Here is a 23,127-nt window from a genome sequence, read left to right as displayed (position 1 = left end):
ACCCACATCGAGACCGAGAGAAGACTGAGCCGATATGGCTACCACTTCGCTTGACCTGGCCAAGGTGCGCAACATCGGCATCATGGCTCACATCGACGCGGGCAAGACGACGACCACCGAGCGCATCCTGTTCTACACCGGTGTGTCTTACAAGATCGGTGAAGTCCACGACGGCGCTGCCACGATGGACTGGATGGAGCAGGAGCAGGAGCGCGGCATCACGATCACGTCCGCCGCGACGACCTGCCACTGGCCGCTCGAGGACGTCGACCACACCATCAACATCATCGACACCCCGGGTCACGTTGACTTCACGGTCGAGGTGGAGCGTTCGCTCCGCGTCCTCGACGGTGCCGTCACCGTGTTCGACGGTGTCGCCGGTGTGGAGCCGCAGTCCGAGACGGTGTGGCGTCAGGCCGACCGTTACGGCGTTCCGCGTATCTGCTTCGTCAACAAGCTCGACCGCACCGGCGCCGAGTTCCACCGCTGCGTCGACATGATCAAGGACCGCCTCGGTGCGGTTCCGATCGTCATGCAGCTCCCCATCGGGGCCGAGGCCGACTTCCAGGGTGTCGTCGACCTCGTCACGATGAAGGCGTTCGTCTGGTCCGCCGAGGCGACCAAGGGCGAGATGTACGACATCGTCGACATCCCGGCCACGCACACCGAGGCTGCTGAAGAGTGGCGCGGCAAGCTGGTCGAGACCGTCGCCGAGAACGACGACGAGATCATGGAGCTCTTCCTGAACGGCGACGAGCCGTCCGTGGAGCAGCTGCACGCCGCCGTCCGTCGCATCATCCTCGGCTCCGGCAAGGGCAAGGGCGAGCCCACGATCACCGCGGTGTTCTGTGGCACGGCGTTCAAGAACAAGGGCGTTCAGCCCCTGCTCGACGCTGTCGTCCGCTACCTGCCGTCGCCGCTGGACATCGAGGCCATCGAGGGCCACGACGTCCGCGACGCCGAGGTCGTCGTGAAGCGCAAGCCTTCCGACGAGGAGCCGCTCGCGGCTCTGGCGTTCAAGATCATGAGCGACCCGCACCTCGGCAAGCTCACCTTCGTCCGGGTTTACTCGGGCCGCCTGGAGGCCGGCACTGCGGTGCTGAACTCCGTCAAGGGCAAGAAGGAGCGCATCGGCAAGATCTACCGCATGCACGCGAACAAGCGTGAGGAGATCGACTCGGTGGGCGCCGGCGACATCGTCGCCGTGATGGGCCTGAAGCAGACCACCACTGGTGAGACGCTGTGCGACGACAAGCAGCCCGTGATCCTGGAGTCCATGGACTTCCCGGCTCCGGTCATCCAGGTCGCCATCGAGCCCAAGTCCAAGGGTGACCAGGAGAAGCTGGGTGTCGCCATCCAGCGTCTCGCGGAGGAGGACCCCTCCTTCCACGTTCACTCGGACGAGGAGACCGGTCAGACCATCCTCGGCGGTATGGGCGAGCTGCACCTCGAGGTGCTGGTCGACCGTATGAAGCGCGAGTTCAAGGTCGAGGCCAACGTCGGTAAGCCGCAGGTCGCGTACCGCGAGACGATCCGCAAGGCCGTCGAGCGTCACGACTACACCCACAAGAAGCAGACCGGTGGTACCGGTCAGTTCGCCAAGGTGCAGATCGCGATCGAGCCCATCACCGAGACCGACGGTCCGGCGTACGAGTTCGTGAACAAGGTCACCGGTGGCCGCGTGCCGAAGGAGTACATCCCTTCGGTCGACGCCGGTGCGCAGGAGGCCATGCAGTTCGGCATCCTGGCGGGCTACGAGATGACGGGCGTCCGCGTCACGCTTCTCGACGGTGGCTACCACGAGGTCGACTCCTCCGAGCTCGCGTTCAAGATCGCCGGTTCGCAGGCCTTCAAGGAGGCCGCGCGCAAGGCTTCTCCCGTGCTCCTTGAGCCGATGATGGCCGTCGAGGTCACCACGCCCGAGGACTACATGGGTGACGTCATCGGTGACATCAACTCCCGCCGTGGCCAGATCCAGGCCATGGAGGAGCGTCACGGTGCTCGCGTCGTGAAGGGCCTCGTGCCCCTTTCGGAGATGTTCGGCTACGTCGGAGACCTCCGCAGCAAGACCTCGGGTCGCGCCAGCTACTCGATGCAGTTCGACTCCTACGCCGAGGTTCCCCGGAACGTCGCTGAGGAGATCATCGCGAAGGCCAAGGGCGAGTAACTCTTCCGAGTACACGCTTTAGGCTTGTCACCGGAGTCTCTGGGGCAACAGGAATAACCTCCCGTTGCCCCGGGGGACCGGCTTTCCAGCAAAGATCACCTGGCGCCGATGAGTAAGGCGTACAGAACCACTCTCCAGGAGGACCCCGTGGCGAAGGCGAAGTTCGAGCGGACTAAGCCGCACGTCAACATCGGCACCATCGGTCACATTGACCACGGTAAGACGACCCTCACGGCCGCCATTACCAAGGTGCTGCACGACGCGTACCCGGACCTGAACGAGGCCTCGGCCTTCGACCAGATCGACAAGGCTCCTGAGGAGCGCCAGCGCGGTATCACCATCTCCATCGCGCACGTCGAGTACCAGACCGAGGCGCGTCACTACGCCCACGTCGACTGCCCGGGTCACGCTGACTACATCAAGAACATGATCACCGGTGCCGCGCAGATGGACGGCGCGATCCTCGTGGTCGCCGCCACCGACGGCCCGATGCCGCAGACCAAGGAGCACGTGCTCCTGGCCCGCCAGGTCGGCGTCCCCTACATCGTTGTCGCCCTGAACAAGGCCGACATGGTGGACGACGAGGAGATCCTGGAGCTCGTCGAGCTCGAGGTCCGTGAGCTGCTCTCCGAGTACGAGTTCCCGGGCGACGACCTGCCGGTCGTCCGCGTCTCCGCGCTGAAGGCCCTCGAGGGCGACAAGGAGTGGGGCGAGAAGCTTCTCGGCCTCATGTCCGCCGTCGACGAGGCCATCCCGACCCCGCCGCGTGACACCGAGAAGCCGTTCCTCATGCCCGTCGAGGACGTCTTCACGATCACCGGTCGCGGTACGGTCGTCACCGGCCGTATCGAGCGTGGTGTCCTGAAGGTCAACGAGACCGTCGACATCATCGGTATCAAGGAAGAGAAGACCACCACCACGGTCACCGGTATCGAGATGTTCCGCAAGCTGCTCGACGAGGGCCAGGCCGGCGAGAACGTCGGTCTGCTCCTCCGTGGCATCAAGCGCGAGGACGTCGAGCGCGGCCAGGTCATCATCAAGCCCGGTTCGGTCACCCCGCACACCGAGTTCGAGGCCCAGGCCTACATCCTGTCGAAGGACGAGGGTGGCCGTCACACCCCGTTCTTCAACAACTACCGTCCGCAGTTCTACTTCCGTACCACGGACGTCACGGGTGTCGTCACCCTGCCGGCCGGCACGGAGATGGTCATGCCGGGCGACAACACCGAGATGTCGGTCGCGCTGATCCAGCCGGTCGCCATGGAGGAGGGCCTGAAGTTCGCCATCCGTGAGGGTGGTCGTACCGTGGGCGCCGGCCAGGTCACCAAGATCACGAAGTAAGTATTCGTGCTCTGACCTGGTAGCTCGCTGAAGCGAGCACCAAGTTCCACTGAGGGCCCCGTCCCACCGCTCCGGCGGAGGGACGGGGCCTTCGGCGTTCCCGCCGCAACGCTGCTCCCAAGTGCGCGCGGCCGTACGCCGGGTGCCCCGTGTCCTTGGTCACGACCGGCGGCCGGCGGCCGGGCCGGCGGCACCGTCCGCGCGGCCGGTCCGTACCAAGGGGGCGATGCGCGGCCGGACTTCGCCGACCTGCTGAGACGTCCGCCGAGTGGCCGGTGGTGCGGGCGTGGCCGCCTTGACTCGAACGTCATCCGGCCGTGCCTGGGACGACTCCTTTCCGGCCCGGCTGGCGTCATCCGGTGCCATATGCTTGTCCCACAAAGATGTTGGCCCCTTCGCGCGAAAGGCGCCGCCCGCTGTGCGACTCTCCGTCCTGACCTCCATCTCCGGTCTTCTGGTGCTGGGGTACATCCTCGAACTGCTGCGCCGTCAGCAATTGCGGGAGAAGTACGCTGCGATATGGCTCGGCATCGGGCTGCTGGTCGCGCCGATCGGGTTCGTGCCCGACCTCCTGGACCCGATCGCCAAGACCCTCGGCGTGGCCTCCGGAGCGAGCCTGGTCCTGTTCAGCGGCTTCGTGCTGGTCCTGCTGGTCAGCCTGCACCTGAGCTGGGAGACCAGCCGCCTGGAGGCGGAGACCCGCACCCTCGCGGAGGACGTCGCGCTGATCCGCGCCCATCTCGTCCAGCAGGGCGGTTACCCCAGCACGTCGCCGCGCACGGAGGACTCCGGCGCCACCGAGGCACAGGTGAATTCGTGAACGACGGTCGTCGCGTTCTGATCATTCTTCCCGCCTGGAACGAGGAGGAGGGCCTGCCCTCCGTCCTGCGCGAGATCCAGGAGCAGCTGCCCTACGTCGACACCCTCGTGGTCGACGACGGCTCGGCGGACAACACGGCCGAGGTGGCCCGGGCGGCCGGCTCGGCCGTCGCCCAGCTGCCGTTCAACCTCGGCGTCGGCGGCGCGATGCGGCTCGGCTACCGCTACGCGCAGCAGCACGGCTACGACGTGGCGATCCAGGTGGACGCCGACGGCCAGCACGACCCCGCGTACGTCCCGGCGCTGCTGGAGCGGCTCGCCGTCGGCGACGCCGACCTCGTCATAGGCGCCCGGTTCGCCGGCGACGGCGACTACCAGGTGGGCGGCCCGCGCAAGTGGGCCATGAAGCTGCTGTCCGTGGTGCTCTCGCGGATCACCCGCACCAAGCTCACCGACACCACCTCGGGCTTCCGGGCCTGCAACCGCCCGCTCATAGAGTTCTTCGCCCGCTGGTACCCCGTGGAGTACCTCGGCGACACCATCGAGTCCATGGTGGGCGCGGCCCGCTCCGGCTACACCGTGCGCCAGATCCCCGTCGCCATGCGGGAACGGACCACCGGCCGCCCGAGCGCCTCGCCGTTCCGGGCGATGGTCTACCTCACCCGCGCCGGCCTGGTGCTGCTGCTCGCGATGATCCGCCGCATGCCCGAGGAGCTCAAGGCGTTCACGCCGGGCTCCCCGGCGTACGTCGCGGCCCAGGAGCGCACCGCCAAACTGGTCGCCCACGAGCTGACCAAGGCCTGACACCTCACGGAAGTGTGACCTGTAGTGACGAGACTGGCGCCCACGTCCCCCGCGGACCCGGAGGCCGCCGGTACCGCCGGGGATCCCCCGGCGGACAGCCGCACCCCGGCGGGGTGGTGGCACGCCAAGTGGGTCGTGCCGTCGGCGCTGGCCGTGGGCTACGTGCTCAACGTGCTGTTCCGGATCTCGCTGGTCACGAAGCAGGACTATCCGACGGTCAGCCCGGACGAGCAGATGTACCTGGTGATGGCCAGGGTCCTGGCCGGCCTGCCGACCACCGAGATCCCCCGCAACCAGGTCATCCCCGGCGGCTACTCGCTGCTGATCTCGCCCGCCCTGCGCATCACGCAGGACCCGGTGCACGCCTACCACCTGATCATGGGCATCAACGCCCTGATCAGCTGCCTGGTGCTGCTGGTGGCGTACTGGGGGATGCGCCGGCTGAAGGTCTCCCGGCCGGTCTCGTACGTCGTCGCCTGCGCCGTGGTGCTGGTGCCACCGGTGGTCTTCTACTCCCAGTTCGCGATGGCGGACACCCCGCTGCCGGTCCTGGTGCTGTCCTGGCTGATCGGCCTGCACGGCCTGCTCTCCGAGGGCACCCGCAAGCGCCGCGTCCGGTTCGGCCTGCTGGCGGCCTTCGCCGCCGGGTACTGCCTGCTCACGCACGACCGCGGCGGCGTGATCGTCATGCTGACCGGGCTGGTGCTGCTCGTGACGCTGGCCCTCAGGTGGGCGCCCCGGATCGCCGCCCTGCTCGCGCTGGGCCTGCTGGCCGTGATGTTCGCCGTCAAGCAGCTGATGACCGCCTGGCTGATCTCCCGGATCGACGGTGCCAAGCCGAGCGAGGTCGGCAACATCGTCCTGCAGACCCTCGTGGACACCGGCCTGATGCGCCGCACCCTGATGCGGACCGTCGGTCACCTCTGGTACTTCATGACCAGCACCTGGGGCCTAGGCGCCCTCGCCCTGGTGGTCTGCGCGTACGCGGTCCTCAGCTCGCGCTTCACCCGGGCCGACCGCGTCGTGGCCTTCGTGGCGGTCGCGCTGCTGGGCGGCATCGCCCTCGCCGCGGCCGCAGGCCTGCCCGCCGACCGCCGCATCGACACCATCGTCTACGCCCGCTACCTGTCCCTGCTGGTCCCCGTGTACCTCCTGGTCGCTGCGGCGACCCTGTACCGCCTCCGCAGCCGGAGGAAGCTCCTCGCCCTCGGCGGGGCCGCCGCCGGCCTCACGCTGGCGCTCACGGCGGTACTGCTCCACATGGCCGGCGAGGAGTTCGGCAGGTCCTGGTTCATCGTCTGGGGCCTGCCCGACGCGACCTTCCTCTCCAGCCTCTGGGCGGAGGACTGGGGCAGCTTCCACCCGGCGCGCACCACCGCCGTGGCCCTGATCGCGCTCGCCGCCGTACTCCTGGTGCGGCTGCTCGGCGGAGTCCGCCGGACCGCTCTCGCCGCCGGTGCCGCCGGGGTGGCGATGGCGCTGTTCGCCGTCTGGGGAACCGTGGCCATCACCGACAACATCACGAAGCCCTTCGCGCAGGCGCGCTACGCCGATGCCACCGGCTTCATCGAGGACGCGGGCATCCGCCCCGGCGAACGGCTGGTGATGGACGCGGACGTCCACTGGAAGATCCGGGCGACGATGGCCTACGAGGTGCTCGACGGCCGGGTCTGGACCCGCTCCCTGATCGAGGGCCAGACCCCGCCGGCCGGGGCCGACGTAGCCCTCCTGGCCCTCACCGACCCCCAGGCCGCGCCCACCGAGAGCTGGCGCAACGCCCCGGCCGGCTGGCACGTCGACCGGGACATCCGCGAGCGCCAGTACGTGATCTGGCGACGGGACTGACCCCCGGCCCGGTGGCGGAGGCCCTGCCGGGGCCCCGTCACCGAGCGTGGCGCGGTTTGACGTGATCGCTCCGAGGGGTATTCTCTTCGGCCCGATTGGCGCAGTACGTGTCTTGTATGGCAGACTACTCAAGTTGCTCGGTTGAGTGCCGATGCTGCGCGCCTCCCGCCGGGAGGACCGGAAGCGAGTCCCACAGTACTCGTCGCCTTTATCTGCCCCTCGGGGCAGCAATGGGGCGGACGTACGGGAATCTTCCGGGAAGTGTCAGCGAGGTGCCGACCAGGCGCTCGGTGGGTGTTTCTCCCCCGAACCGCGGTCTTGGGACCGCACCCCCTTGGCAGGGAATTTCTGTATGGAAATTTCTTTGGAGGGAGTGCGACACGCCCGACCGCGTGGGTCGGAGGAGGAGCCGCGGGTCACCCCGCAGCCGGCCGAGAGTCAGAGCGTTTTCACACGAGACAAAGGACTACGAAGTAGCCATGGCGGGACAGAAGATCCGCATCCGGCTCAAGGCCTACGACCACGAGGTCATCGACTCCTCGGCGAAGAAGATCGTCGAGACGGTGACCCGCACTGGTGCGTCGGTCGCAGGCCCGGTGCCGCTGCCCACTGAGAAGAACGTGTACTGCGTCATCAAGTCGCCGCACAAGTACAAGGACTCGCGCGAGCACTTCGAGATGCGCACGCACAAGCGCCTGATCGACATCCTCGACCCGACGCCCAAGACCGTTGACTCGCTGATGCGCCTGGACCTTCCGGCCGGCGTTGACATCGAGATCAAGCTCTGAGAGGCGTCGAGAAGATGGCAAAGCAGATCAAGGGCGTCCTGGGCGAGAAGCTCGGCATGACCCAGGTCTGGGACGAGAACAACCGTGTCGTCCCGGTGACCGTTGTCAAGGCCGGGCCCTGCGTCGTTACCCAGGTCCGTACGAACGACATCGACGGCTACGAGTCGGTCCAGATCGCCTTCGGCGAGATCGACCCGCGCAAGGTGAACAAGCCCCTCAAGGGCCACTTCGCCAAGGCCGACGTGACCCCCCGCCGCCACCTGGTGGAGCTCCGCACCTCCGACGCCAGCGAGTACACGCTCGGCCAGGAGATCACTGCTGAGGTGTTCGAGTCCGGCGTCAAGGTTGACGTCACGGGCAACAGCAAGGGCAAGGGCTTCGCCGGTGTCATGAAGCGGCACAACTTCCGGGGCCTCGGCGCCGGTCACGGTGTGCAGCGCAAGCACCGCTCCCCCGGTTCGATCGGTGGCTGCGCCACCCCTGGGCGTGTCTTCAAGGGCATGCGCATGGCCGGTCGTATGGGCAACGAGCGCGTCACCACCCAGAACCTGACCATCCACGCGGTTGACGCGGAGAAGGGTCTGCTCCTCATCAAGGGCGCGGTCCCCGGTCCGAACGGCGGCCTCGTCCTGGTCCGTACCGCGGCCAAGGGGGCTTGAGGTAATGAGCACCATTGACATCCTTTCGCCGGCAGGCGACAAGGCCGGTACCGTCGAGCTCCCCGCGGAGATCTTCGACGCGAAGACCAGCGTTCCGCTGATCCACCAGGTCGTTGTCGCCCAGCTGGCAGCTGCCCGTCAGGGCACGCACAAGACCAAGCGTCGCGGCGAAGTCCGTGGTGGTGGCCGCAAGCCGTACCGCCAGAAGGGCACCGGCCGCGCCCGTCAGGGTTCGACCCGCGCTCCGCAGTTCGTCGGCGGTGGCGTCGTCCACGGCCCGCAGCCGCGTGACTACTCGCAGCGGACCCCCAAGAAGATGAAGGCTGCCGCCCTCCGCGGTGCCCTCTCGGACCGCGCGCGTCACTCCCGCATCCACGTCGTCACCGGCGTGGTCGAGGGTGCTGCCTCCACGAAGGCCGCCAAGACGCTGTTCGGCAAGATCTCGGAGCGCAAGAACGTGCTCCTGGTCGTCGAGCGCGCCGACGAGGCCGCGTGGCTGTCCGCCCGCAACCTGCCCCAGGTTCACATCCTGGAGCCGGGCCAGCTGAACACGTACGACGTGATCGTCTCTGACGACGTGGTCTTCACTCAGGCCGCTTTCGAGTCCTTCGTGTCTGGCCCCAAGGCCGATGAGACCGAAGGGAGCGACGCCTGATGTCTGAGGCGACCGTTACCAGCAAGACCTTCACTGACCCGCGCGACCTGCTGATCAAGCCGGTTGTCTCGGAGAAGAGCTACGCGCTGCTGGACGAGAACAAGTACACGTTCATCGTCGCGCCCGGCGCCAACAAGACCCAGATCAAGCAGGCCGTCGAAGCGGTCTTCTCGGTCAAGGTCACCGGGGTCAACACGATCAACCGTCAGGGTAAGCGCAAGCGCACCAAGACCGGTTTCGGCAAGCGCGCCAACACCAAGCGCGCCATCGTGACCCTCGCTGAGGGCGACCGAATCGACATCTTCGGCGGCCAGGCCTCCTAACGGAGGTCTAGTCGTCCGGAATCGGACGAGGACTGAGAAATGGGTATCCGCAAGTACAAGCCGACGACCCCGGGCCGTCGTGGCTCCAGCGTCGCCGACTTTGTCGAGATCACGCGGTCCACGCCGGAGAAGTCGCTGGTTCGCCCGCTGCACAGCAAGGGCGGCCGTAACAACACCGGTCGGATCACCGTTCGCCACCAGGGTGGTGGACACAAGCGCGCCTACCGCGTGATCGACTTCCGTCGTCACGACAAGGACGGCGTGCCGGCCAAGGTCGCGCACATCGAGTACGACCCCAACCGCACTGCGCGCATCGCGCTCCTGCACTACGCCGACGGCGAGAAGCGCTACATCATCGCGCCGAAGAGCCTGAAGCAGGGTGACCGGATCGAGAACGGCCCCACGGCCGACATCAAGCCCGGTAACAACCTCGCGCTCCGCAACATCCCGGTCGGTACCACGATCCACGCGATCGAGCTCCGTCCCGGTGGCGGCGCGAAGTTCGCCCGTTCGGCCGGTGCCTCCGTGCAGCTGCTGGCGAAGGAGGGCACCATGGCCCACCTTCGTATGCCGTCCGGTGAGATCCGTCTCGTCGACGCGCGCTGCCGCGCCACGGTCGGCGAGGTCGGCAACGCCGAGCAGTCGAACATCAACTGGGGCAAGGCCGGCCGCATGCGCTGGAAGGGCGTTCGCCCGTCCGTCCGCGGTGTCGCGATGAACCCGGTTGACCACCCGCACGGTGGTGGTGAGGGCAAGACCAGTGGTGGTCGCCACCCGGTCTCCCCGTGGGGTCAGAAGGAGGGTCGTACTCGCTCGCCGAAGAAGGCTTCGAGCAAGTACATCGTCCGCCGCCGCAAGACGAACAAGAAGCGCTAGGAGCGGGTTTAGATGCCGCGCAGTCTCAAGAAGGGGCCCTTCGTCGACGACCACCTCGTAAAGAAGGTGGACGTCCAGAACGAAGCCGGCACCAAGAACGTCATCAAGACCTGGTCCCGTCGCTCGATGATCATCCCCAGCATGCTGGGTCACACCATCGCGGTGCACAACGGCAAGACCCACGTCCCGGTGTTCGTCACCGAGTCGATGGTCGGCCACAAGCTCGGCGAGTTCTCGCCGACTCGCACCTTCCGCGGCCACGTCAAGGACGACCGGAAGTCGAAGCGCCGCTAAAGGCGGGGTGGTTACGACTATGACTTACACCGAAGGGACAACCATGGAAGCCAGGGCCCAGGCGCGGTACATCCGCGTCACGCCCATGAAGGCCCGCCGAGTGGTGGACCTTATCCGTGGCATGGATGCCACGGAGGCTCAGGCGGTCCTGCGTTTCGCCCCGCAGGCCGCGAGCGTGCCGGTCGGCAAGGTGCTTGACAGCGCCATTGCCAACGCCGCACACAACTACAACCACCCGGACGCCTCCACGCTGGTCATCAGCGAGGCGTACGTGGACGAGGGCCCGACCCTGAAGCGGTTCCGTCCGCGTGCGCAGGGCCGTGCCTACCGGATCCGCAAGCGGACCAGCCACATCACCGTGGTCGTCAGCAGCAAGGAAGGTTCCCGGTAATGGGCCAGAAGGTAAACCCGCACGGGTTCCGGCTCGGCATCACCACCGACTTCAAGTCGCGTTGGTACGCCGACAAGCTGTACAAGGACTACGTCAAGGAAGACGTCGCCATCCGTCGGATGATGACGTCCGGCATGGAGCGCGCCGGCATCTCGAAGGTTGAGATCGAGCGCACCCGTGACCGCGTGCGTGTGGACATCCACACCGCTCGTCCGGGCATCGTCATCGGCCGCCGTGGCGCCGAGGCCGACCGCATCCGCGGCGACCTCGAGAAGCTCACGGGCAAGCAGGTCCAGCTGAACATCCTCGAGGTCAAGAACCCCGAGCTCGATGCCCAGCTGGTTGCCCAGGCCGTTGCCGAGCAGCTCTCCTCCCGCGTCTCCTTCCGTCGCGCCATGCGTAAGAGCATGCAGGGCACGATGAAGGCCGGCGCCAAGGGCATCAAGATCCAGTGCGGCGGTCGCCTCGGCGGCGCCGAGATGTCCCGCTCCGAGTTCTACCGCGAGGGTCGTGTGCCGCTGCACACGCTGCGCGCGAACGTGGACTACGGCTTCTTCGAGGCCAAGACCACCTTCGGCCGTATCGGTGTGAAGGTCTGGATCTACAAGGGCGACGTCAAGAACATCGCCGAGGTTCGCGCCGAGAACGCTGCGGCCCGTGCGGGTAACCGCCCGGCCCGTGGCGCGCAGGGCGCTGGCGACCGTCCCGCCGGCCGTGGTGGCCGTGGTGGCGAGCGCGGCGGCCGTGGTGGCCGCAAGCCGCAGCAGGCTGCTGGTGCCGAGGCCCCCAAGGCCGACGCTCCCGCCGCCGCTCCGGCCGAGAGCACCGGAACGGAGGCCTGACCGACATGCTGATCCCTCGTAGGGTCAAGCACCGCAAGCAGCACCACCCGAAGCGCAGCGGTATGGCCAAGGGCGGTACTGAGGTCTCGTTCGGCGAGTACGGCATCCAGGCGCTGACCCCGGCGTACGTGACGAACCGCCAGATCGAGGCGGCTCGTATCGCGATGACCCGCCACATCAAGCGTGGCGGCAAGGTCTGGATCAACATCTACCCGGACCGTCCGCTCACGAAGAAGCCTGCCGAGACCCGCATGGGTTCCGGTAAGGGTTCTCCCGAGTGGTGGATCGCCAACGTGCACCCGGGCCGGGTCATGTTCGAGCTGTCCTACCCGAACGAGAAGATTGCTCGTGAGGCGCTCACCCGCGCTGCTCACAAGCTTCCGATGAAGTGCCGGATTGTTCGGCGCGAGGCAGGTGAGTCGTGATGGCGACGGGAACCAAGGCGTCCGAGCTGCGTGAGCTCGGCAACGAGGAGCTCGTTGGCAAGCTGCGCGAGGCCAAGGAAGAGCTGTTCAAGCTGCGCTTCCAGGCGGCCACGGGTCAGCTGGAGAACAACGGCCGGCTCAAGTCCGTCCGTAAGGACATCGCTCGCATCTACACCCTGATGCACGAGCGTGAGCTCGGTATCGAGACGGTGGAGAGCGCCTGATGAGCGAGAACAACGTGACTGAGAAGACCGAGCGCGGTTTCCGCAAGACCCGTGAGGGTCTGGTCGTCAGCGACAAGATGGACAAGACCGTCGTCGTCGCCGTCGAGGACCGCGTGAAGCACGCCCTGTACGGCAAGGTCATCCGCCGTACGAACAAGCTCAAGGCGCACGACGAGCAGAACGCTGCCGGCGTCGGCGACCGCGTCCTCATCATGGAGACGCGTCCGCTGTCGGCGAGCAAGCGCTGGCGCATCGTCGAGATCCTCGAGAAGGCCAAGTAAGCACCTGAGGGGTTTCCCTTAGGTTCGTTCCGCCAGGCTCGGTGGGGGCGGTAGCTCTTCGGAGTGAGGCCCCCGCCGGGAACCGGCAGACAAACAGGAGATACACGTGATCCAGCAGGAGTCGCGACTGCGTATCGCCGACAACACTGGTGCGAAGGAAATCCTTTGCATCCGTGTTCTCGGTGGTTCCGGTCGCCGCTACGCGGGCATCGGTGACGTCATCGTCGCCACCGTCAAGGACGCGATCCCCGGTGGCAACGTGAAGAAGGGTGACGTCGTCAAGGCGGTCATCGTTCGCACCGTCAAGGAGCGTCGCCGCCAGGACGGCTCGTACATCCGCTTCGACGAGAACGCCGCTGTCATTCTGAAGAACGACGGCGACCCTCGCGGCACCCGTATCTTCGGCCCGGTGGGCCGTGAGCTGCGCGAGAAGAAGTTCATGAAGATCATCTCGCTCGCGCCGGAGGTGCTGTAAGCATGAAGATCAAGAAGGGCGACCTGGTTCAGGTCATCACCGGTAAGGACAAGGGCAAGCAGGGCAAGGTCATCGTCGCCTTCCCCGCTGACAACCGCGTCCTCGTCGAGGGTGTCAACCGGGTCAAGAAGCACACCAAGGCCGGCCAGACCGCTGGTGGCTCGCAGACCGGTGGCATCGTGATCACCGAGGCGCCGATCCACGTCAGCAACGTTCAGCTGGTTGTGGAGAAGGACGGCCAGAAGGTCGTTACCCGCGTCGGTTTCCGCTTCGACGACGAGGGCAACAAGATCCGCGTTGCCAAGCGGACGGGTGAGGACATCTGATGGCTACCACTCCGCGTCTCAAGACGAAGTACCGCGAGGACATCTCGGGCAAGCTGCGTGAGGAGTTCTCCTACGAGAACGTCATGCAGATCCCCGGTCTCGTGAAGATCGTGGTCAACATGGGTGTGGGCGACGCCGCCCGCGACTCCAAGCTGATCGACGGCGCCATCAAGGACCTGACGACGATCACCGGTCAGAAGCCGGCCGTCACGAAGGCCCGGAAGTCCATCGCGCAGTTCAAGCTGCGTGAGGGTCAGCCGATCGGCTGCCACGTCACCCTCCGTGGTGACCGCATGTGGGAGTTCCTGGACCGTACGCTGTCGCTCGCGCTGCCGCGTATCCGTGACTTCCGTGGTCTGTCGCCGAAGCAGTTCGACGGCCGTGGCAACTACACCTTCGGTCTCACGGAGCAGGTCATGTTCCACGAGATCGACCAGGACAAGATCGACCGTACCCGGGGTATGGACATCACCGTGGTCACCACGGCGACCAACGACGACGAGGGCCGTGCCCTCCTTCGTCACCTCGGCTTCCCCTTCAAGGAGGCGTAAGCGAGATGGCGAAGAAGGCTCTCATCGCGAAGGCTGCCCGCAAGCCCAAGTTCGGTGTGCGTGCGTACACCCGCTGCCAGCGCTGCGGTCGTCCCCACTCCGTGTACCGCAAGTTCGGCCTGTGCCGCGTGTGCCTTCGTGAGATGGCTCACCGTGGCGAGCTGCCGGGCGTGACCAAGAGCTCCTGGTAATTCCCCCTCGTCCGTAAGGACTTGGGCGGTACCAGGCACTCTCGGTAAGCATCTGGACGGTGGGTGCCCAGCCCCGCATGCCTTAGGCTTGTGTGGTTGGGCGTCTGCCGCCCATAACGACTTACTACGCCGTAGGTCCCCGCACCGCACCCGTCCCGCCACTGAGTGGGGAGAGGGATGGCGCATACAGGAAACCCCGGCGAGAGAGGCCGAAGGCCACTTCATGACCATGACTGACCCGATCGCAGACATGCTCACGCGTCTGCGTAACGCTAACTCGGCGTACCACGACACCGTCGTGATGCCGCACAGCAAGATCAAGTCGCACATCGCAGAGATCCTCAAGCAGGAGGGTTTCATCACCGGCTGGAAGGTCGAGGACGCCGAGGTCGGCAAGAACCTCGTCCTCGAGCTGAAGTTCGGGCCGAACCGCGAGCGCTCCATTGCGGGCATCAAGCGGATCTCGAAGCCCGGTCTGCGCGTGTACGCGAAGTCCACCAACCTGCCGAAGGTGCTCGGCGGCCTGGGCGTGGCGATCATCTCCACGTCCCACGGCCTCCTCACCGGCCAGCAGGCAGGCAAGAAGGGCGTAGGTGGGGAAGTCCTCGCCTACGTCTGGTAGTCGGGAACGGAGGAAAAGCAATGTCGCGAATCGGCAAGCTCCCCATCCAGGTTCCCGCCGGTGTGGACGTCACCATCGACGGCCAGGCGGTCGCTGTGAAGGGCCCCAAGGGTTCCCTCGCGCTGACCGTCAAGGCGCCGATCGAGATCGTCAAGGGTGAGGACGGCGTTCTGAACGTCACCCGCCCCAACGACGAGCGTCAGAACAAGGCCCTGCACGGCCTGTCCCGCACGCTGGTGGCGAACATGATCACCGGTGTGACCACGGGATACGTCAAGGCTCTCGAGATCAGCGGTGTCGGTTACCGCGTGGCCGCGAAGGGCTCCAACCTGGAGTTCCAGCTCGGCTACAGCCACCCGATCCTGGTGGAGGCGCCCGAGGGCATCTCCTTCAAGGTCGAGTCGCCGACCAAGTTCACGGTCGAGGGCATCGACAAGCAGAAGGTCGGCGAGGTCGCCGCCAACATCCGCAAGCTGCGGAAGCCCGACCCGTACAAGGCCAAGGGTGTCAAGTACGCCGGCGAAGTCATCCGCCGCAAGGTCGGAAAGGCTGGTAAGTAGCCATGGCATACGGTGTGAAGATCGCCAAGGGCGACGCGTACAAGCGCGCTGCCAAGGCTCGCCGCCACATCCGCATCCGCAAGAACGTCTCGGGTACGGCGGAGCGTCCGCGCCTCGTCGTGACGCGTTCCAACCGCAACATCGTTGCTCAGGTCATCGACGACCTCCAGGGTCACACCCTGGCGTCCGCGTCGACCCTGGACGCTTCGATCCGCGGTGGCGAAGGCGACAAGAGCGCCCAGGCCCAGGCTGTCGGCGCGCTCGTCGCCGAGCGTGCCAAGGCTGCGGGTGTCGAGACCGTCGTGTTCGACCGCGGTGGCAACCGATACGCCGGGCGCATTGCCGCTCTGGCTGACGCCGCCCGCGAAGCCGGGCTGAAGTTCTAAGCCCCGGTTCCGGGACTCACGGACGTAACAGAGAGAGGTAATCCAATGGCTGGACCCCAGCGCCGCGGAAGCGGTGCCGGTGGCGGCGAGCGGCGGGACCGGAAGGGTCGCGACGGTGGCCCTGCCGCCGAGAAGACCGCTTACGTTGAGCGCGTTGTCGCGATCAACCGCGTCGCCAAGGTTGTCAAGGGTGGTCGCCGCTTCAGCTTCACCGCGCTGGTCGTGGTGGGCGACGGTGACGGCACGGTAGGTGTCGGTTACGGCAAGGCCAAGGAAGTTCCCGCGGCCATCGCCAAGGGTGTCGAGGAAGCCAAGAAGAACTTCTTCAAGGTTCCGCGCATCCAGGGCACCATCCCTCACCCGATCACGGGCGAGCGTGCCGCGGGCGTCGTGCTCCTGAAGCCGGCTGCCCCCGGTACCGGTGTTATCGCCGGTGGCCCGGTGCGCGCCGTTCTGGAGTGCGCCGGCGTTCACGACATCCTGTCGAAGTCGCTCGGCTCGTCCAACGCGATCAACATCGTGCACGCGACCGTTGCTGCGCTCAAGGGCCTGCAGCGTCCCGAGGAGATCGCGGCTCGCCGTGGTCTGCCCCTCGAGGACGTCGCTCCCGCGGCTCTGCTTCGTGCGCGTGCCGGGGCGGGGGCTGCGTAATGGCTCGCCTCAAGATCACGCAGACGAAGTCGTACATCGGCAGCAAGCAGAACCACCGCGACACTCTGCGTTCGCTCGGGCTCAAGCGCCTGAACGACGTGGTCGTCAAGGAGGACCGCCCCGAGTTCCGCGGAATGGTGCAGACCGTCCGCCACCTCGTGACGGTTGAGGAGGTTGACTAACATGGCTGAGAACAGCCCGCTGAAGGCCCACAACCTCCGTCCCGCCCCCGGTGCCAAGACCGCGAAGACCCGTGTCGGTCGTGGTGAGGCGTCGAAGGGTAAGACGGCCGGTCGTGGTACGAAGGGCCAGAAGGCCCGTTACCAGATCCCGCAGCGCTTCGAGGGTGGGCAGATGCCCCTCCACATGCGCCTGCCGAAGCTCAAGGGCTTCAAGAACCCGTTCCGCACCGAGTTCCAGGTCGTGAACCTGGACAAGCTCGGCGCTCTCTACCCCGAGGGTGGAGAGGTCACGGTGGCCGACCTGGTCGCCAAGGGCGCGGTTCGCAAGAACAGCCTCGTCAAGGTCCTGGGCCAGGGCGAGATCTCCGTGGCGCTGCAGGTTTCGGTTGACGCCGTCTCCGCCTCCGCCAAGGAGAAGATTGCCGCTGCCGGCGGCACTGTCACCGAGCTCGTCTAAGACGAATTCAGTGGCTAAATAGCTCGAAACCCGACCGGGGATGCCTCACATATGGGGCATCCCCGGTTGGTCGTTCCACGGAAGGCACACTCGCCGGTAAGGTGGCGTGCACCTTTGCTTTGTCGTATACGTCGATCCCTCAGACCGTCACCTCTGACGCAGTAGCGCGGGGGTCGCAGGAGGCACCGTGCTCACCGCGTTCGCCCGGGCGTTCAAGACGCCCGACCTGCGCAAGAAGCTGCTCTTCACGCTCGGCATCATCGTGCTGTTCCGGCTCGGGTCCCACATCCCGGTACCCGGCGTGAGCTACAAGAACGTTCAGATCTGTGTTGACCAGATGGGGAGCGGCAGCAACAGCCTCTTCGGTCTCGTCAACATGTTCAGCGGCGGTGCGCTGCTGCAGATCACGATCTTCGCGCTCGGCATCATGCCGTACATCACGGCGAGCATCATCCTGCAGCTGCTGACCGTGGTCATCCCGAAGCTGGAGACCCTCAAGAAAGAGGGTCAGTCCGGCACGGCGAAGATCACCCAGTACACGCGCTATCTGACGGTCGCACTCGCGATCCTGCAGGGCACCGGCCTCGTGGCCACCGCCCGCACTGGCGCCCTGTTCCAGGGCTGCCAGGTCGCCAGCCAGATCGTCCCGAACCGGTCGATCTTCACCACCGTCGTCATGGTCGTCACCATGACCGCCGGTACCTGTGTCGTCATGTGGCTCGGTGAGCTCATCACCGACCGCGGCATCGGCAACGGCATGTCGATCCTGATGTTCATCTCGATCGCCGCCGGCTTCATCAGCGCCCTGTGGGCCATCAAGGTCCAGGGCAAGATCGCCGACGGCTGGGTCGAGTTCGGCGTCGTGATGCTCGTCGGCCTCGCGATGGTCGGCCTGGTGGTCTTCGTCGAGCAGGCGCAGCGCCGGATCCCGGTCCAGTACGCGAAGCGCATGATCGGCCGTCGTGCCTACGGTGGTACCTCGACCTACATCCCGCTCAAGGTGAACCAGGCGGGCATCATCCCCGTCATCTTCGCCTCGTCGCTGCTCTACATCCCGGCACTGGTCGTACAGTTCAGCGGTTCCACCGCGGGCTGGGCCACCTGGATCAACAAGCACTTCGTCAAGGGCGACCACCCGTACTACATCGCGGTGTACTTCCTCCTGATCGTCTTCTTCGCGTTCTTCTACGTGGCGATTTCCTTCAACCCCGAGGAAGTTGCAGACAACATGAAGAAGTATGGTGGGTTCATCCCGGGTATCCGCGCCGGTCGACCCACCGCCGAGTACCTGAGCTACGTACTCAACCGGATCACCTGGCCGGGGTCGCTGTACCTGGGTCTCATCGCTCTTGTGCCGACGATGGCGTTGGCAGGCTTCGGAGCGAACCAGAACTTCCCGTTCGGCGGGACGAGCATCCTGATCATCGTGGGTGTGGGTCTGGAAACCGTGAAGCAGATCGAGAGCCAGCTCCAGCAGCGTAATTACGAAGGGTTCCTCCGCTGATGCGTATCGTCCTCGTCGGACCGCCCGGTGCGGGCAAGGGAACGCAGGCCGCGTTCCTTGCCAAGAACCTGTCGATCCCGCACATCTCCACGGGCGACCTGTTCCGGGCCAACATCAGCCAGGGCACCGAGCTCGGCAAGAGCGCGAAGTCGTACATGGACGCCGGTGAGCTCGTGCCGGACTCGGTCACCATCGGGATGGCCAAGGACCGGATGGAGCAGCCCGACGCCGCGAACGGCTTCCTGCTCGACGGCTTCCCCCGCAACCTCTCGCAGGCCGAGGCGCTCGACGAGATCCTCCAGGCGGCCGACCTGAGCCTGGACGCCGTCCTCGACCTGGAGGTCGAGGAGGACGAGGTCGTCAAGCGCATCGCGGGCCGCCGGACCTGCCGCAAGGACTCCGCGCACGTCTTCCACGTCACGTACGCCCCGCCGAAGGCCGAGGGCGTCTGCGACCACTGCGGCGGCGAGCTGTACCAGCGGGGCGACGACTCCGAGGACACGGTCCGTAACCGGCTGTCGGTCTACCACGCGGAGACCGAGCCGATCATCGACTACTACAAGGCCCAGGGCCTCGTGTCGACGATCCCCGCCCTCGGAGAGGTCGCGGAGATCACGAGGCGCGCGATGGAAGCCCTCAAGAAGTAGTACCCCGTAGTGCGAGTACGGCCGCGGTGTCCCCAGGGCATCGCGGCCGTACTGTTGAGAAGACCCGTACCGAAGCTGGAAGGCGTTTTTCATGGTCCAGATCAAGACCCCCGAGCAGATCGCGAAGATGCGCGAGGCAGGGCTGGTCGTCGCCGCGATCCACGCGGCCACCCGTGAGGCGGCCGTACCGGGCGCCACGACGCGGGATCTGGACATGGTGGCCCGCAAGGTGATCGCGGACGCCGGGGCCAAGTCGAACTTCCTCGGCTACGGCGGCTTCCCCGCGACCATCTGCACCTCGGTGAACGAGGTCGTCGTCCACGGCATCCCGGACGACAAGACGGTCCTCAAGGACGGCGACGTCATCTCCATCGACGCCGGCGCGATCGTGGACGGCTGGCACGGCGACGCCGCGTACACCGCCTTCGTGGGCTCTGGGCACGCCCCTGAGCTCCTGGAGCTCTCCCGGGTGACCGAGGAGTCCATGTGGGCCGGTATCGCCGCCATGAAGCTCGGCAGCCGCCTCGTGGACATCTCCAAGGCGATCGAGCAGTACATCCGCCGCCAGCCGCGGCCCGCCACCGGCAAGTACGGGATCATCGAGGACTACGGCGGCCACGGCATCGGGTCCGAGATGCACATGGACCCCCACCTGCTGAACTACGTCTCGCGCAAGCGGGGCAAGGGGATCAAGCTGGTCCCGGGCGTCTGCCTGGCGATCGAGCCCATGGTCTCCCTGGGCACCGCCCAGACGGAGGTACTGGCGGACGACTGGACGGTCATCACGACCGACGGCACCTGGTCCTCGCACTGGGAGCACTCCATCGCGCTGACGGAGGCCGGCCCCATCGTCCTGACCAGCCCGGACTGCGGCAAGGCGAAGCTGGCGGAGTACGGAGTCACCACGGCTCCGGACCCGCTCGGTTAATGATCTAGACTCTGGGGCAAACTTTCCGGATTCGTCTTTCTGGGTGCCCTGACGTAGACTGACTCGTCGGCTCTCGTGCACTTCCATGCCTGCATGGCGCACGGGGCCGATCAAGGTAGCCGATTCGAAAGGCGAAGCGTGGCCAAGAAGCAAGGTGCCATCGAAATCGAGGGCACCGTGATCGAGTCCCTCCCGAACGCGATGTTCAAGGTGGAACTCCAGAACGGTCACAAGGTCCTCGCGCACATCAGCGGCAAGATGCGCATGCACTACATCCGCATCCTCCCTGATGACCGGGTTGTCGTGGAGCTGTCTCCGTACGACCTGACGCGTGGCCGGATCGTCTACCGATACAAGTAGATCTTGTCCTCACTCCCGCTTGGGCGTCTTGTCCCTGCGCGGGTGGTGGCACTGACCCGGAGAACCTCACCAACATGAAGGTCAAGCCGAGCGTCAAGAAGATCTGCGACAAGTGCAAGGTGATCCGCCGTCACGGTCGGGTCATGGTCATCTGCGACAACCTGCGCCACAAGCAGCGCCAGGGCTGACGCACGCCGACCGACCTGCCTTCCGCAGTTCTTCGCGCGACGTAAGAAAACGTACATACGCAGAACCCGCCCAGCCCTGTACGGGGCCGGCGGTACCTCCGGCGGGGGCCGGGGACCCGGGCGTACCATCACCCATTTCGGAGTGGTCGGCGGTCGGGGTCGGTTCTGCGGAAGACCCCCGAACACACAGGAGCCATTGAATGGCACGCGTTTCCGGTGTTGACATCCCGCGCGAAAAGCGTGTGGAGATCGCACTCACCTACGTCTTCGGTATCGGGCGCACCCGGTCCAAGGAGATCCTCGCCTCCACCGGCGTGAACCCGAACACCCGCGTTCGTGACCTGGCCGAAGAGGACCTCGTCAAGATCCGCGAGTACGTGGACGCCAACCTCCGTACCGAGGGTGACCTCCGCCGCGAGATCCAGGCCGACATCCGTCGCAAGGTCGAGATCCAGTGCTACCAGGGCATCCGCCACCGTCGTGGCCTGCCGGTGCACGGTCAGCGCACCAGCACGAACGCGCGTACCCGCAAGGGCCCGCGTCGCGCGATCGCCGGTAAGAAGAAGCCGGGCAAGAAGTAGTCCTGTTCAGCGGTCTTGCGCTGTAGGACCGACCACCTCCCGTAGGAGATTTAGATGCCCCCCAAGGGTCGTCAGGGCGCTGCCAAGAAGGTGCGCCGCAAGGAAAAGAAGAACGTCGCTCACGGGCACGCCCACATCAAGAGCACGTTCAACAACACCATCGTTTCGATCACCGACCCCTCGGGCAACGTGATCTCCTGGGCCTCCGCCGGCCACGTCGGCTTCAAGGGCTCGCGCAAGTCCACCCCCTTCGCCGCGCAGATGGCCGCCGAGTCGGCCGCCCGCCGCGCGCAGGAGCACGGCATGCGCAAGGTTGACGTCTTCGTCAAGGGTCCGGGCTCCGGCCGCGAGACCGCGATCCGCTCCCTCCAGGCCACTGGCCTCGAGGTCGGCTCGATCCAGGACGTCACCCCCACCCCGCACAACGGCTGCCGCCCGCCGAAGCGCCGCCGCGTCTGACGCAGCGGACGCACTTGTGCGTCTTTGAGTGTCCGGGCGGTACGAACCCCTTCGGGGGGACGTGCCGCCCGTACCCTTGCTGTATGCAGTGACCGTCGGACGTCAAATAGTGGGCGTCCACGAAAGAAGGAACACAGACATGCTTATCGCTCAGCGTCCTTCGCTGACCGAAGAGGTCGTCGACGAGTACCGCTCGCGGTTCGTGATCGAGCCGCTGGAGCCGGGCTTCGGTTACACCCTCGGCAACTCCCTGCGCCGCACGCTCCTGTCCTCCATCCCGGGTGCCGCTGTCACCAGCATCCGCGTGGACGGCGTCCTGCACGAGTTCACCACCGTGCCGGGCGTCAAGGAAGACGTCACCGACATCATCCTCAACATCAAGCAGCTGGTCGTCTCCTCGGAGCACGACGAGCCGGTCGTGATGTACCTGCGCAAGCAGGGTCCCGGCCTGGTCACCGCTGCTGACATCGCGCCCCCGGCCGGTGTCGAGGTGCACAACCCGGACCTCGTCCTCGCCACGCTCAACGGCAAGGGCAAGCTGGAGATGGAGCTGACCGTCGAGCGCGGTCGCGGCTACGTCTCCGCCGTCCAGAACAAGCAGCTGGGCCAGGAGATCGGCCGCATCCCGGTCGACTCCATCTACAGCCCGGTCCTCAAGGTCACCTACAAGGTCGAGGCGACCCGAGTCGAGCAGCGCACCGACTTCGACAAGCTGATCGTCGACGTCGAGACCAAGCAGGCCATGCGCCCGCGTGACGCCATGGCGTCCGCCGGCAAGACCCTGGTCGAGCTGTTCGGTCTGGCCCGCGAGCTCAACATCGACGCCGAGGGCATCGACATGGGCCCGTCCCCGACGGACGCCGCCCTGGCCGCCGACCTGGCGCTGCCGATCGAGGAGCTCGAGCTCACGGTCCGCTCGTACAACTGCCTCAAGCGCGAGGGCATCCACTCCGTGGGTGAGCTCGTGGCCCGCTCCGAGGCCGACCTGCTCGACATCCGCAACTTCGGTGCGAAGTCGATCGACGAGGTCAAGGCGAAGCTGGCCGGCATGGGCCTGGCCCTCAAGGACAGCCCGCCCGGATTCGACCCGACCGCCGCCGCCGACGCCTTCGGCGCCGACGACGACGCGGACGCCGGTTTCGTCGAGACCGAGCAGTACTGATCCTTCCCGTCGCCGGCGGCTGAGGCCTTAGGCCTCGACCGCCGGCCGGGTTCGATCGACCCGGGCCCGGCAGGGCCCTGATGAGACTTTCCCGCGGCATCCGCCTCGGGGGAACTGACACCGGTACCTGACACGGCCGGTGCAGATGTGAAGGAGTATCACC

General features: G+C 66.2%; 34 protein-coding genes. All 34 read left to right on the top strand.

From position 1 onward, the window contains the following. The first annotated feature begins 34 nt into the window (after window positions 1-34). The 34 genes from fusA to AB0D94_RS23330 all read left to right on the top strand — a co-directional run bounded on the left by fusA (window position 35) and on the right by AB0D94_RS23330 (window position 22,964). The gene (fusA, locus tag AB0D94_RS23495; protein ID WP_362055140.1) at window positions 35-2,167 is read left to right on the top strand and encodes an elongation factor G; all 2,133 of its coding nucleotides are present in this window, start codon (window positions 35-37) and stop codon (window positions 2,165-2,167) included. A gap of 147 nt (window positions 2,168-2,314) precedes the next feature. Next, entirely contained in the window at window positions 2,315-3,508 is a 1,194-nt protein-coding gene (gene tuf, locus AB0D94_RS23490) for an elongation factor Tu (protein ID WP_030653602.1), read from the top strand. A 418-nt stretch (window positions 3,509-3,926) separates the two neighbouring features. Next, window positions 3,927-4,328, top strand: coding sequence for a DUF2304 domain-containing protein (locus AB0D94_RS23485; protein ID WP_362055137.1), 402 nt, complete (start codon window positions 3,927-3,929; stop codon window positions 4,326-4,328). Then, the gene (locus AB0D94_RS23480) at window positions 4,325-5,131 is read left to right on the top strand and encodes a glycosyltransferase family 2 protein (protein ID WP_362055135.1); all 807 of its coding nucleotides are present in this window, start codon (window positions 4,325-4,327) and stop codon (window positions 5,129-5,131) included. The genes AB0D94_RS23485 and AB0D94_RS23480 overlap by 4 nt, the downstream gene beginning before the upstream one ends. Window positions 5,132-5,155: 24 nt before the next feature. Further along, window positions 5,156-6,976, top strand: a complete 1,821-nt coding sequence (locus AB0D94_RS23475) for a hypothetical protein (protein WP_362055133.1) — start codon at window positions 5,156-5,158, stop codon at window positions 6,974-6,976. Window positions 6,977-7,455: 479 nt separating this feature from the next. Then, window positions 7,456-7,764, top strand: a complete 309-nt coding sequence (gene rpsJ, locus AB0D94_RS23470; RefSeq protein WP_003948644.1) for a 30S ribosomal protein S10 — start codon at window positions 7,456-7,458, stop codon at window positions 7,762-7,764. A gap of 14 nt (window positions 7,765-7,778) precedes the next feature. Continuing rightward, window positions 7,779-8,423, top strand: a complete 645-nt coding sequence (rplC, locus tag AB0D94_RS23465; protein WP_007265899.1) for a 50S ribosomal protein L3 — start codon at window positions 7,779-7,781, stop codon at window positions 8,421-8,423. Between the two features lie 4 nt (window positions 8,424-8,427). Next, entirely contained in the window at window positions 8,428-9,078 is a 651-nt protein-coding gene (rplD, locus tag AB0D94_RS23460) for a 50S ribosomal protein L4 (protein WP_327254486.1), read from the top strand. Next, window positions 9,078-9,401 carry a 50S ribosomal protein L23 gene (gene rplW / locus AB0D94_RS23455; RefSeq protein WP_037792012.1) on the top strand — a complete coding sequence of 108 codons (324 nt, stop codon included), beginning with the start codon at window positions 9,078-9,080 and terminating at the stop codon, window positions 9,399-9,401. The genes rplD and rplW overlap by 1 nt, the downstream gene beginning before the upstream one ends. A 39-nt stretch (window positions 9,402-9,440) precedes the next feature. Next, window positions 9,441-10,277 carry a 50S ribosomal protein L2 gene (gene rplB / locus AB0D94_RS23450; RefSeq protein ID WP_069921522.1) on the top strand — a complete coding sequence of 279 codons (837 nt, stop codon included), beginning with the start codon at window positions 9,441-9,443 and terminating at the stop codon, window positions 10,275-10,277. A 12-nt stretch (window positions 10,278-10,289) separates the two neighbouring features. Then, window positions 10,290-10,571, top strand: a complete 282-nt coding sequence (gene rpsS, locus AB0D94_RS23445) for a 30S ribosomal protein S19 (protein ID WP_008739713.1) — start codon at window positions 10,290-10,292, stop codon at window positions 10,569-10,571. A gap of 43 nt (window positions 10,572-10,614) precedes the next feature. After that, on the top strand, window positions 10,615-10,962 hold the full coding sequence (rplV, locus tag AB0D94_RS23440) for a 50S ribosomal protein L22 (protein WP_007265904.1): 348 nt from the start codon (window positions 10,615-10,617) through the stop codon (window positions 10,960-10,962). Then, complete coding sequence (gene rpsC / locus AB0D94_RS23435; protein WP_008739710.1) at window positions 10,962-11,804, top strand: 30S ribosomal protein S3; 843 nt, start codon at window positions 10,962-10,964, stop codon at window positions 11,802-11,804. The genes rplV and rpsC overlap by 1 nt, the downstream gene beginning before the upstream one ends. Window positions 11,805-11,809: 5 nt before the next feature. After that, complete coding sequence (gene rplP, locus AB0D94_RS23430; protein ID WP_112447745.1) at window positions 11,810-12,229, top strand: 50S ribosomal protein L16; 420 nt, start codon at window positions 11,810-11,812, stop codon at window positions 12,227-12,229. Then, complete coding sequence (rpmC, locus tag AB0D94_RS23425) at window positions 12,229-12,453, top strand: 50S ribosomal protein L29 (RefSeq protein WP_008739703.1); 225 nt, start codon at window positions 12,229-12,231, stop codon at window positions 12,451-12,453. Before rplP ends, rpmC begins: the two co-directional genes overlap by 1 nt. Then, entirely contained in the window at window positions 12,453-12,734 is a 282-nt protein-coding gene (rpsQ, locus tag AB0D94_RS23420; protein ID WP_030008467.1) for a 30S ribosomal protein S17, read from the top strand. The genes rpmC and rpsQ overlap by 1 nt, the downstream gene beginning before the upstream one ends. Before the next feature lie 106 nt (window positions 12,735-12,840). After that, window positions 12,841-13,209 (top strand): 50S ribosomal protein L14, encoded by a 369-nt coding sequence (rplN, locus tag AB0D94_RS23415; protein WP_008739701.1) that lies wholly within the window; start codon window positions 12,841-12,843, stop codon window positions 13,207-13,209. Window positions 13,210-13,211: 2 nt separating this feature from the next. Further along, window positions 13,212-13,535, top strand: coding sequence for a 50S ribosomal protein L24 (gene rplX / locus AB0D94_RS23410; RefSeq protein ID WP_031146581.1), 324 nt, complete (start codon window positions 13,212-13,214; stop codon window positions 13,533-13,535). Then, on the top strand, window positions 13,535-14,086 hold the full coding sequence (rplE, locus tag AB0D94_RS23405; protein WP_266934872.1) for a 50S ribosomal protein L5: 552 nt from the start codon (window positions 13,535-13,537) through the stop codon (window positions 14,084-14,086). Before rplX ends, rplE begins: the two co-directional genes overlap by 1 nt. Before the next feature lie 5 nt (window positions 14,087-14,091). Then, window positions 14,092-14,277, top strand: a complete 186-nt coding sequence (locus tag AB0D94_RS23400) for a type Z 30S ribosomal protein S14 (RefSeq protein WP_003956452.1) — start codon at window positions 14,092-14,094, stop codon at window positions 14,275-14,277. 223 nt (window positions 14,278-14,500) lie between these two features. Then, the gene (rpsH, locus tag AB0D94_RS23395) at window positions 14,501-14,899 is read left to right on the top strand and encodes a 30S ribosomal protein S8 (protein WP_007265911.1); all 399 of its coding nucleotides are present in this window, start codon (window positions 14,501-14,503) and stop codon (window positions 14,897-14,899) included. Window positions 14,900-14,919: 20 nt separating this feature from the next. Beyond that, a complete protein-coding gene (gene rplF, locus AB0D94_RS23390) occupies window positions 14,920-15,459 on the top strand; it encodes a 50S ribosomal protein L6 (RefSeq protein ID WP_362055125.1) in 540 nt (179 codons plus the stop codon). A gap of 2 nt (window positions 15,460-15,461) precedes the next feature. Further along, complete coding sequence (gene rplR / locus AB0D94_RS23385; protein ID WP_030026334.1) at window positions 15,462-15,845, top strand: 50S ribosomal protein L18; 384 nt, start codon at window positions 15,462-15,464, stop codon at window positions 15,843-15,845. A 45-nt stretch (window positions 15,846-15,890) separates the two neighbouring features. Then, window positions 15,891-16,496, top strand: coding sequence for a 30S ribosomal protein S5 (gene rpsE, locus AB0D94_RS23380; protein ID WP_362055123.1), 606 nt, complete (start codon window positions 15,891-15,893; stop codon window positions 16,494-16,496). After that, window positions 16,496-16,678: a 50S ribosomal protein L30 gene (gene rpmD, locus AB0D94_RS23375; RefSeq protein ID WP_053682614.1), complete on the top strand. Its 183-nt coding sequence runs from the start codon at window positions 16,496-16,498 to the stop codon at window positions 16,676-16,678. The genes rpsE and rpmD overlap by 1 nt, the downstream gene beginning before the upstream one ends. 1 nt (window position 16,679) lies before the next feature. Next, on the top strand, window positions 16,680-17,135 hold the full coding sequence (gene rplO, locus AB0D94_RS23370; protein WP_030008473.1) for a 50S ribosomal protein L15: 456 nt from the start codon (window positions 16,680-16,682) through the stop codon (window positions 17,133-17,135). Window positions 17,136-17,322: 187 nt separating this feature from the next. Beyond that, window positions 17,323-18,639, top strand: a complete 1,317-nt coding sequence (gene secY, locus AB0D94_RS23365; protein WP_362055120.1) for a preprotein translocase subunit SecY — start codon at window positions 17,323-17,325, stop codon at window positions 18,637-18,639. After that, window positions 18,639-19,286, top strand: a complete 648-nt coding sequence (locus tag AB0D94_RS23360; RefSeq protein ID WP_362055118.1) for an adenylate kinase — start codon at window positions 18,639-18,641, stop codon at window positions 19,284-19,286. Before secY ends, AB0D94_RS23360 begins: the two co-directional genes overlap by 1 nt. 91 nt (window positions 19,287-19,377) lie before the next feature. After that, window positions 19,378-20,214 (top strand): type I methionyl aminopeptidase, encoded by an 837-nt coding sequence (gene map, locus AB0D94_RS23355; RefSeq protein ID WP_362055116.1) that lies wholly within the window; start codon window positions 19,378-19,380, stop codon window positions 20,212-20,214. Window positions 20,215-20,352: 138 nt separating this feature from the next. Then, entirely contained in the window at window positions 20,353-20,574 is a 222-nt protein-coding gene (gene infA / locus AB0D94_RS23350) for a translation initiation factor IF-1 (RefSeq protein ID WP_003956442.1), read from the top strand. Between the two features lie 74 nt (window positions 20,575-20,648). After that, entirely contained in the window at window positions 20,649-20,762 is a 114-nt protein-coding gene (gene rpmJ, locus AB0D94_RS23345) for a 50S ribosomal protein L36 (RefSeq protein WP_003956441.1), read from the top strand. 200 nt (window positions 20,763-20,962) lie between these two features. Further along, window positions 20,963-21,343, top strand: a complete 381-nt coding sequence (gene rpsM, locus AB0D94_RS23340) for a 30S ribosomal protein S13 (RefSeq protein WP_030710357.1) — start codon at window positions 20,963-20,965, stop codon at window positions 21,341-21,343. Window positions 21,344-21,397: 54 nt separating this feature from the next. Further along, window positions 21,398-21,802, top strand: a complete 405-nt coding sequence (gene rpsK, locus AB0D94_RS23335; protein ID WP_003956432.1) for a 30S ribosomal protein S11 — start codon at window positions 21,398-21,400, stop codon at window positions 21,800-21,802. A gap of 139 nt (window positions 21,803-21,941) precedes the next feature. After that, entirely contained in the window at window positions 21,942-22,964 is a 1,023-nt protein-coding gene (locus AB0D94_RS23330) for a DNA-directed RNA polymerase subunit alpha (protein WP_007265920.1), read from the top strand. Window positions 22,965-23,127: the final 163 nt, after the last annotated feature.

Source organism: Streptomyces sp. NPDC048255, assembly GCF_040652415.1.
Classification (GTDB): domain Bacteria; phylum Actinomycetota; class Actinomycetes; order Streptomycetales; family Streptomycetaceae; genus Streptomyces.
Note: the sequence above shows the minus strand (reverse complement) of the source record. Positions and strands in the feature narration are given on the sequence as shown.

Bases quoted from the DNA above. Each gene is read 5' to 3' on its own strand.
- rplP (WP_112447745.1), top strand. From the start codon at position 11,810: ATGCTGATCCCTCGTAGGGTCAAGCACCGCAAGCAGCACCACCCGAAG.
- rplB (WP_069921522.1), top strand. From the start codon at position 9,441: ATGGGTATCCGCAAGTACAAGCCGACGACCCCGGGCCGTCGTGGCTCC.
- map (WP_362055116.1), top strand. From the start codon at position 19,378: ATGGTCCAGATCAAGACCCCCGAGCAGATCGCGAAGATGCGCGAGGCA.
- rpsM (WP_030710357.1), top strand. From the start codon at position 20,963: ATGGCACGCGTTTCCGGTGTTGACATCCCGCGCGAAAAGCGTGTGGAG.
- rplX (WP_031146581.1), top strand. From the start codon at position 13,212: ATGAAGATCAAGAAGGGCGACCTGGTTCAGGTCATCACCGGTAAGGAC.
- AB0D94_RS23400 (WP_003956452.1), top strand. From the start codon at position 14,092: ATGGCGAAGAAGGCTCTCATCGCGAAGGCTGCCCGCAAGCCCAAGTTC.
- rplD (WP_327254486.1), top strand. From the start codon at position 8,428: ATGAGCACCATTGACATCCTTTCGCCGGCAGGCGACAAGGCCGGTACC.
- rplF (WP_362055125.1), top strand. From the start codon at position 14,920: ATGTCGCGAATCGGCAAGCTCCCCATCCAGGTTCCCGCCGGTGTGGAC.
- rplW (WP_037792012.1), top strand. From the start codon at position 9,078: ATGTCTGAGGCGACCGTTACCAGCAAGACCTTCACTGACCCGCGCGAC.
- rpmJ (WP_003956441.1), top strand. From the start codon at position 20,649: ATGAAGGTCAAGCCGAGCGTCAAGAAGATCTGCGACAAGTGCAAGGTG.
- rpsQ (WP_030008467.1), top strand. From the start codon at position 12,453: ATGAGCGAGAACAACGTGACTGAGAAGACCGAGCGCGGTTTCCGCAAG.
- rpsS (WP_008739713.1), top strand. From the start codon at position 10,290: ATGCCGCGCAGTCTCAAGAAGGGGCCCTTCGTCGACGACCACCTCGTA.
- rpmC (WP_008739703.1), top strand. From the start codon at position 12,229: ATGGCGACGGGAACCAAGGCGTCCGAGCTGCGTGAGCTCGGCAACGAG.
- rpsE (WP_362055123.1), top strand. From the start codon at position 15,891: ATGGCTGGACCCCAGCGCCGCGGAAGCGGTGCCGGTGGCGGCGAGCGG.
- rplC (WP_007265899.1), top strand. From the start codon at position 7,779: ATGGCAAAGCAGATCAAGGGCGTCCTGGGCGAGAAGCTCGGCATGACC.
- rpmD (WP_053682614.1), top strand. From the start codon at position 16,496: ATGGCTCGCCTCAAGATCACGCAGACGAAGTCGTACATCGGCAGCAAG.
- AB0D94_RS23360 (WP_362055118.1), top strand. From the start codon at position 18,639: ATGCGTATCGTCCTCGTCGGACCGCCCGGTGCGGGCAAGGGAACGCAG.
- rplR (WP_030026334.1), top strand. From the start codon at position 15,462: ATGGCATACGGTGTGAAGATCGCCAAGGGCGACGCGTACAAGCGCGCT.
- fusA (WP_362055140.1), top strand. From the start codon at position 35: ATGGCTACCACTTCGCTTGACCTGGCCAAGGTGCGCAACATCGGCATC.
- rplE (WP_266934872.1), top strand. From the start codon at position 13,535: ATGGCTACCACTCCGCGTCTCAAGACGAAGTACCGCGAGGACATCTCG.
- AB0D94_RS23330 (WP_007265920.1), top strand. From the start codon at position 21,942: ATGCTTATCGCTCAGCGTCCTTCGCTGACCGAAGAGGTCGTCGACGAG.
- rpsK (WP_003956432.1), top strand. From the start codon at position 21,398: ATGCCCCCCAAGGGTCGTCAGGGCGCTGCCAAGAAGGTGCGCCGCAAG.
- rpsH (WP_007265911.1), top strand. From the start codon at position 14,501: ATGACCATGACTGACCCGATCGCAGACATGCTCACGCGTCTGCGTAAC.
- rplV (WP_007265904.1), top strand. From the start codon at position 10,615: ATGGAAGCCAGGGCCCAGGCGCGGTACATCCGCGTCACGCCCATGAAG.
- rpsJ (WP_003948644.1), top strand. From the start codon at position 7,456: ATGGCGGGACAGAAGATCCGCATCCGGCTCAAGGCCTACGACCACGAG.
- rplO (WP_030008473.1), top strand. From the start codon at position 16,680: ATGGCTGAGAACAGCCCGCTGAAGGCCCACAACCTCCGTCCCGCCCCC.
- rpsC (WP_008739710.1), top strand. From the start codon at position 10,962: ATGGGCCAGAAGGTAAACCCGCACGGGTTCCGGCTCGGCATCACCACC.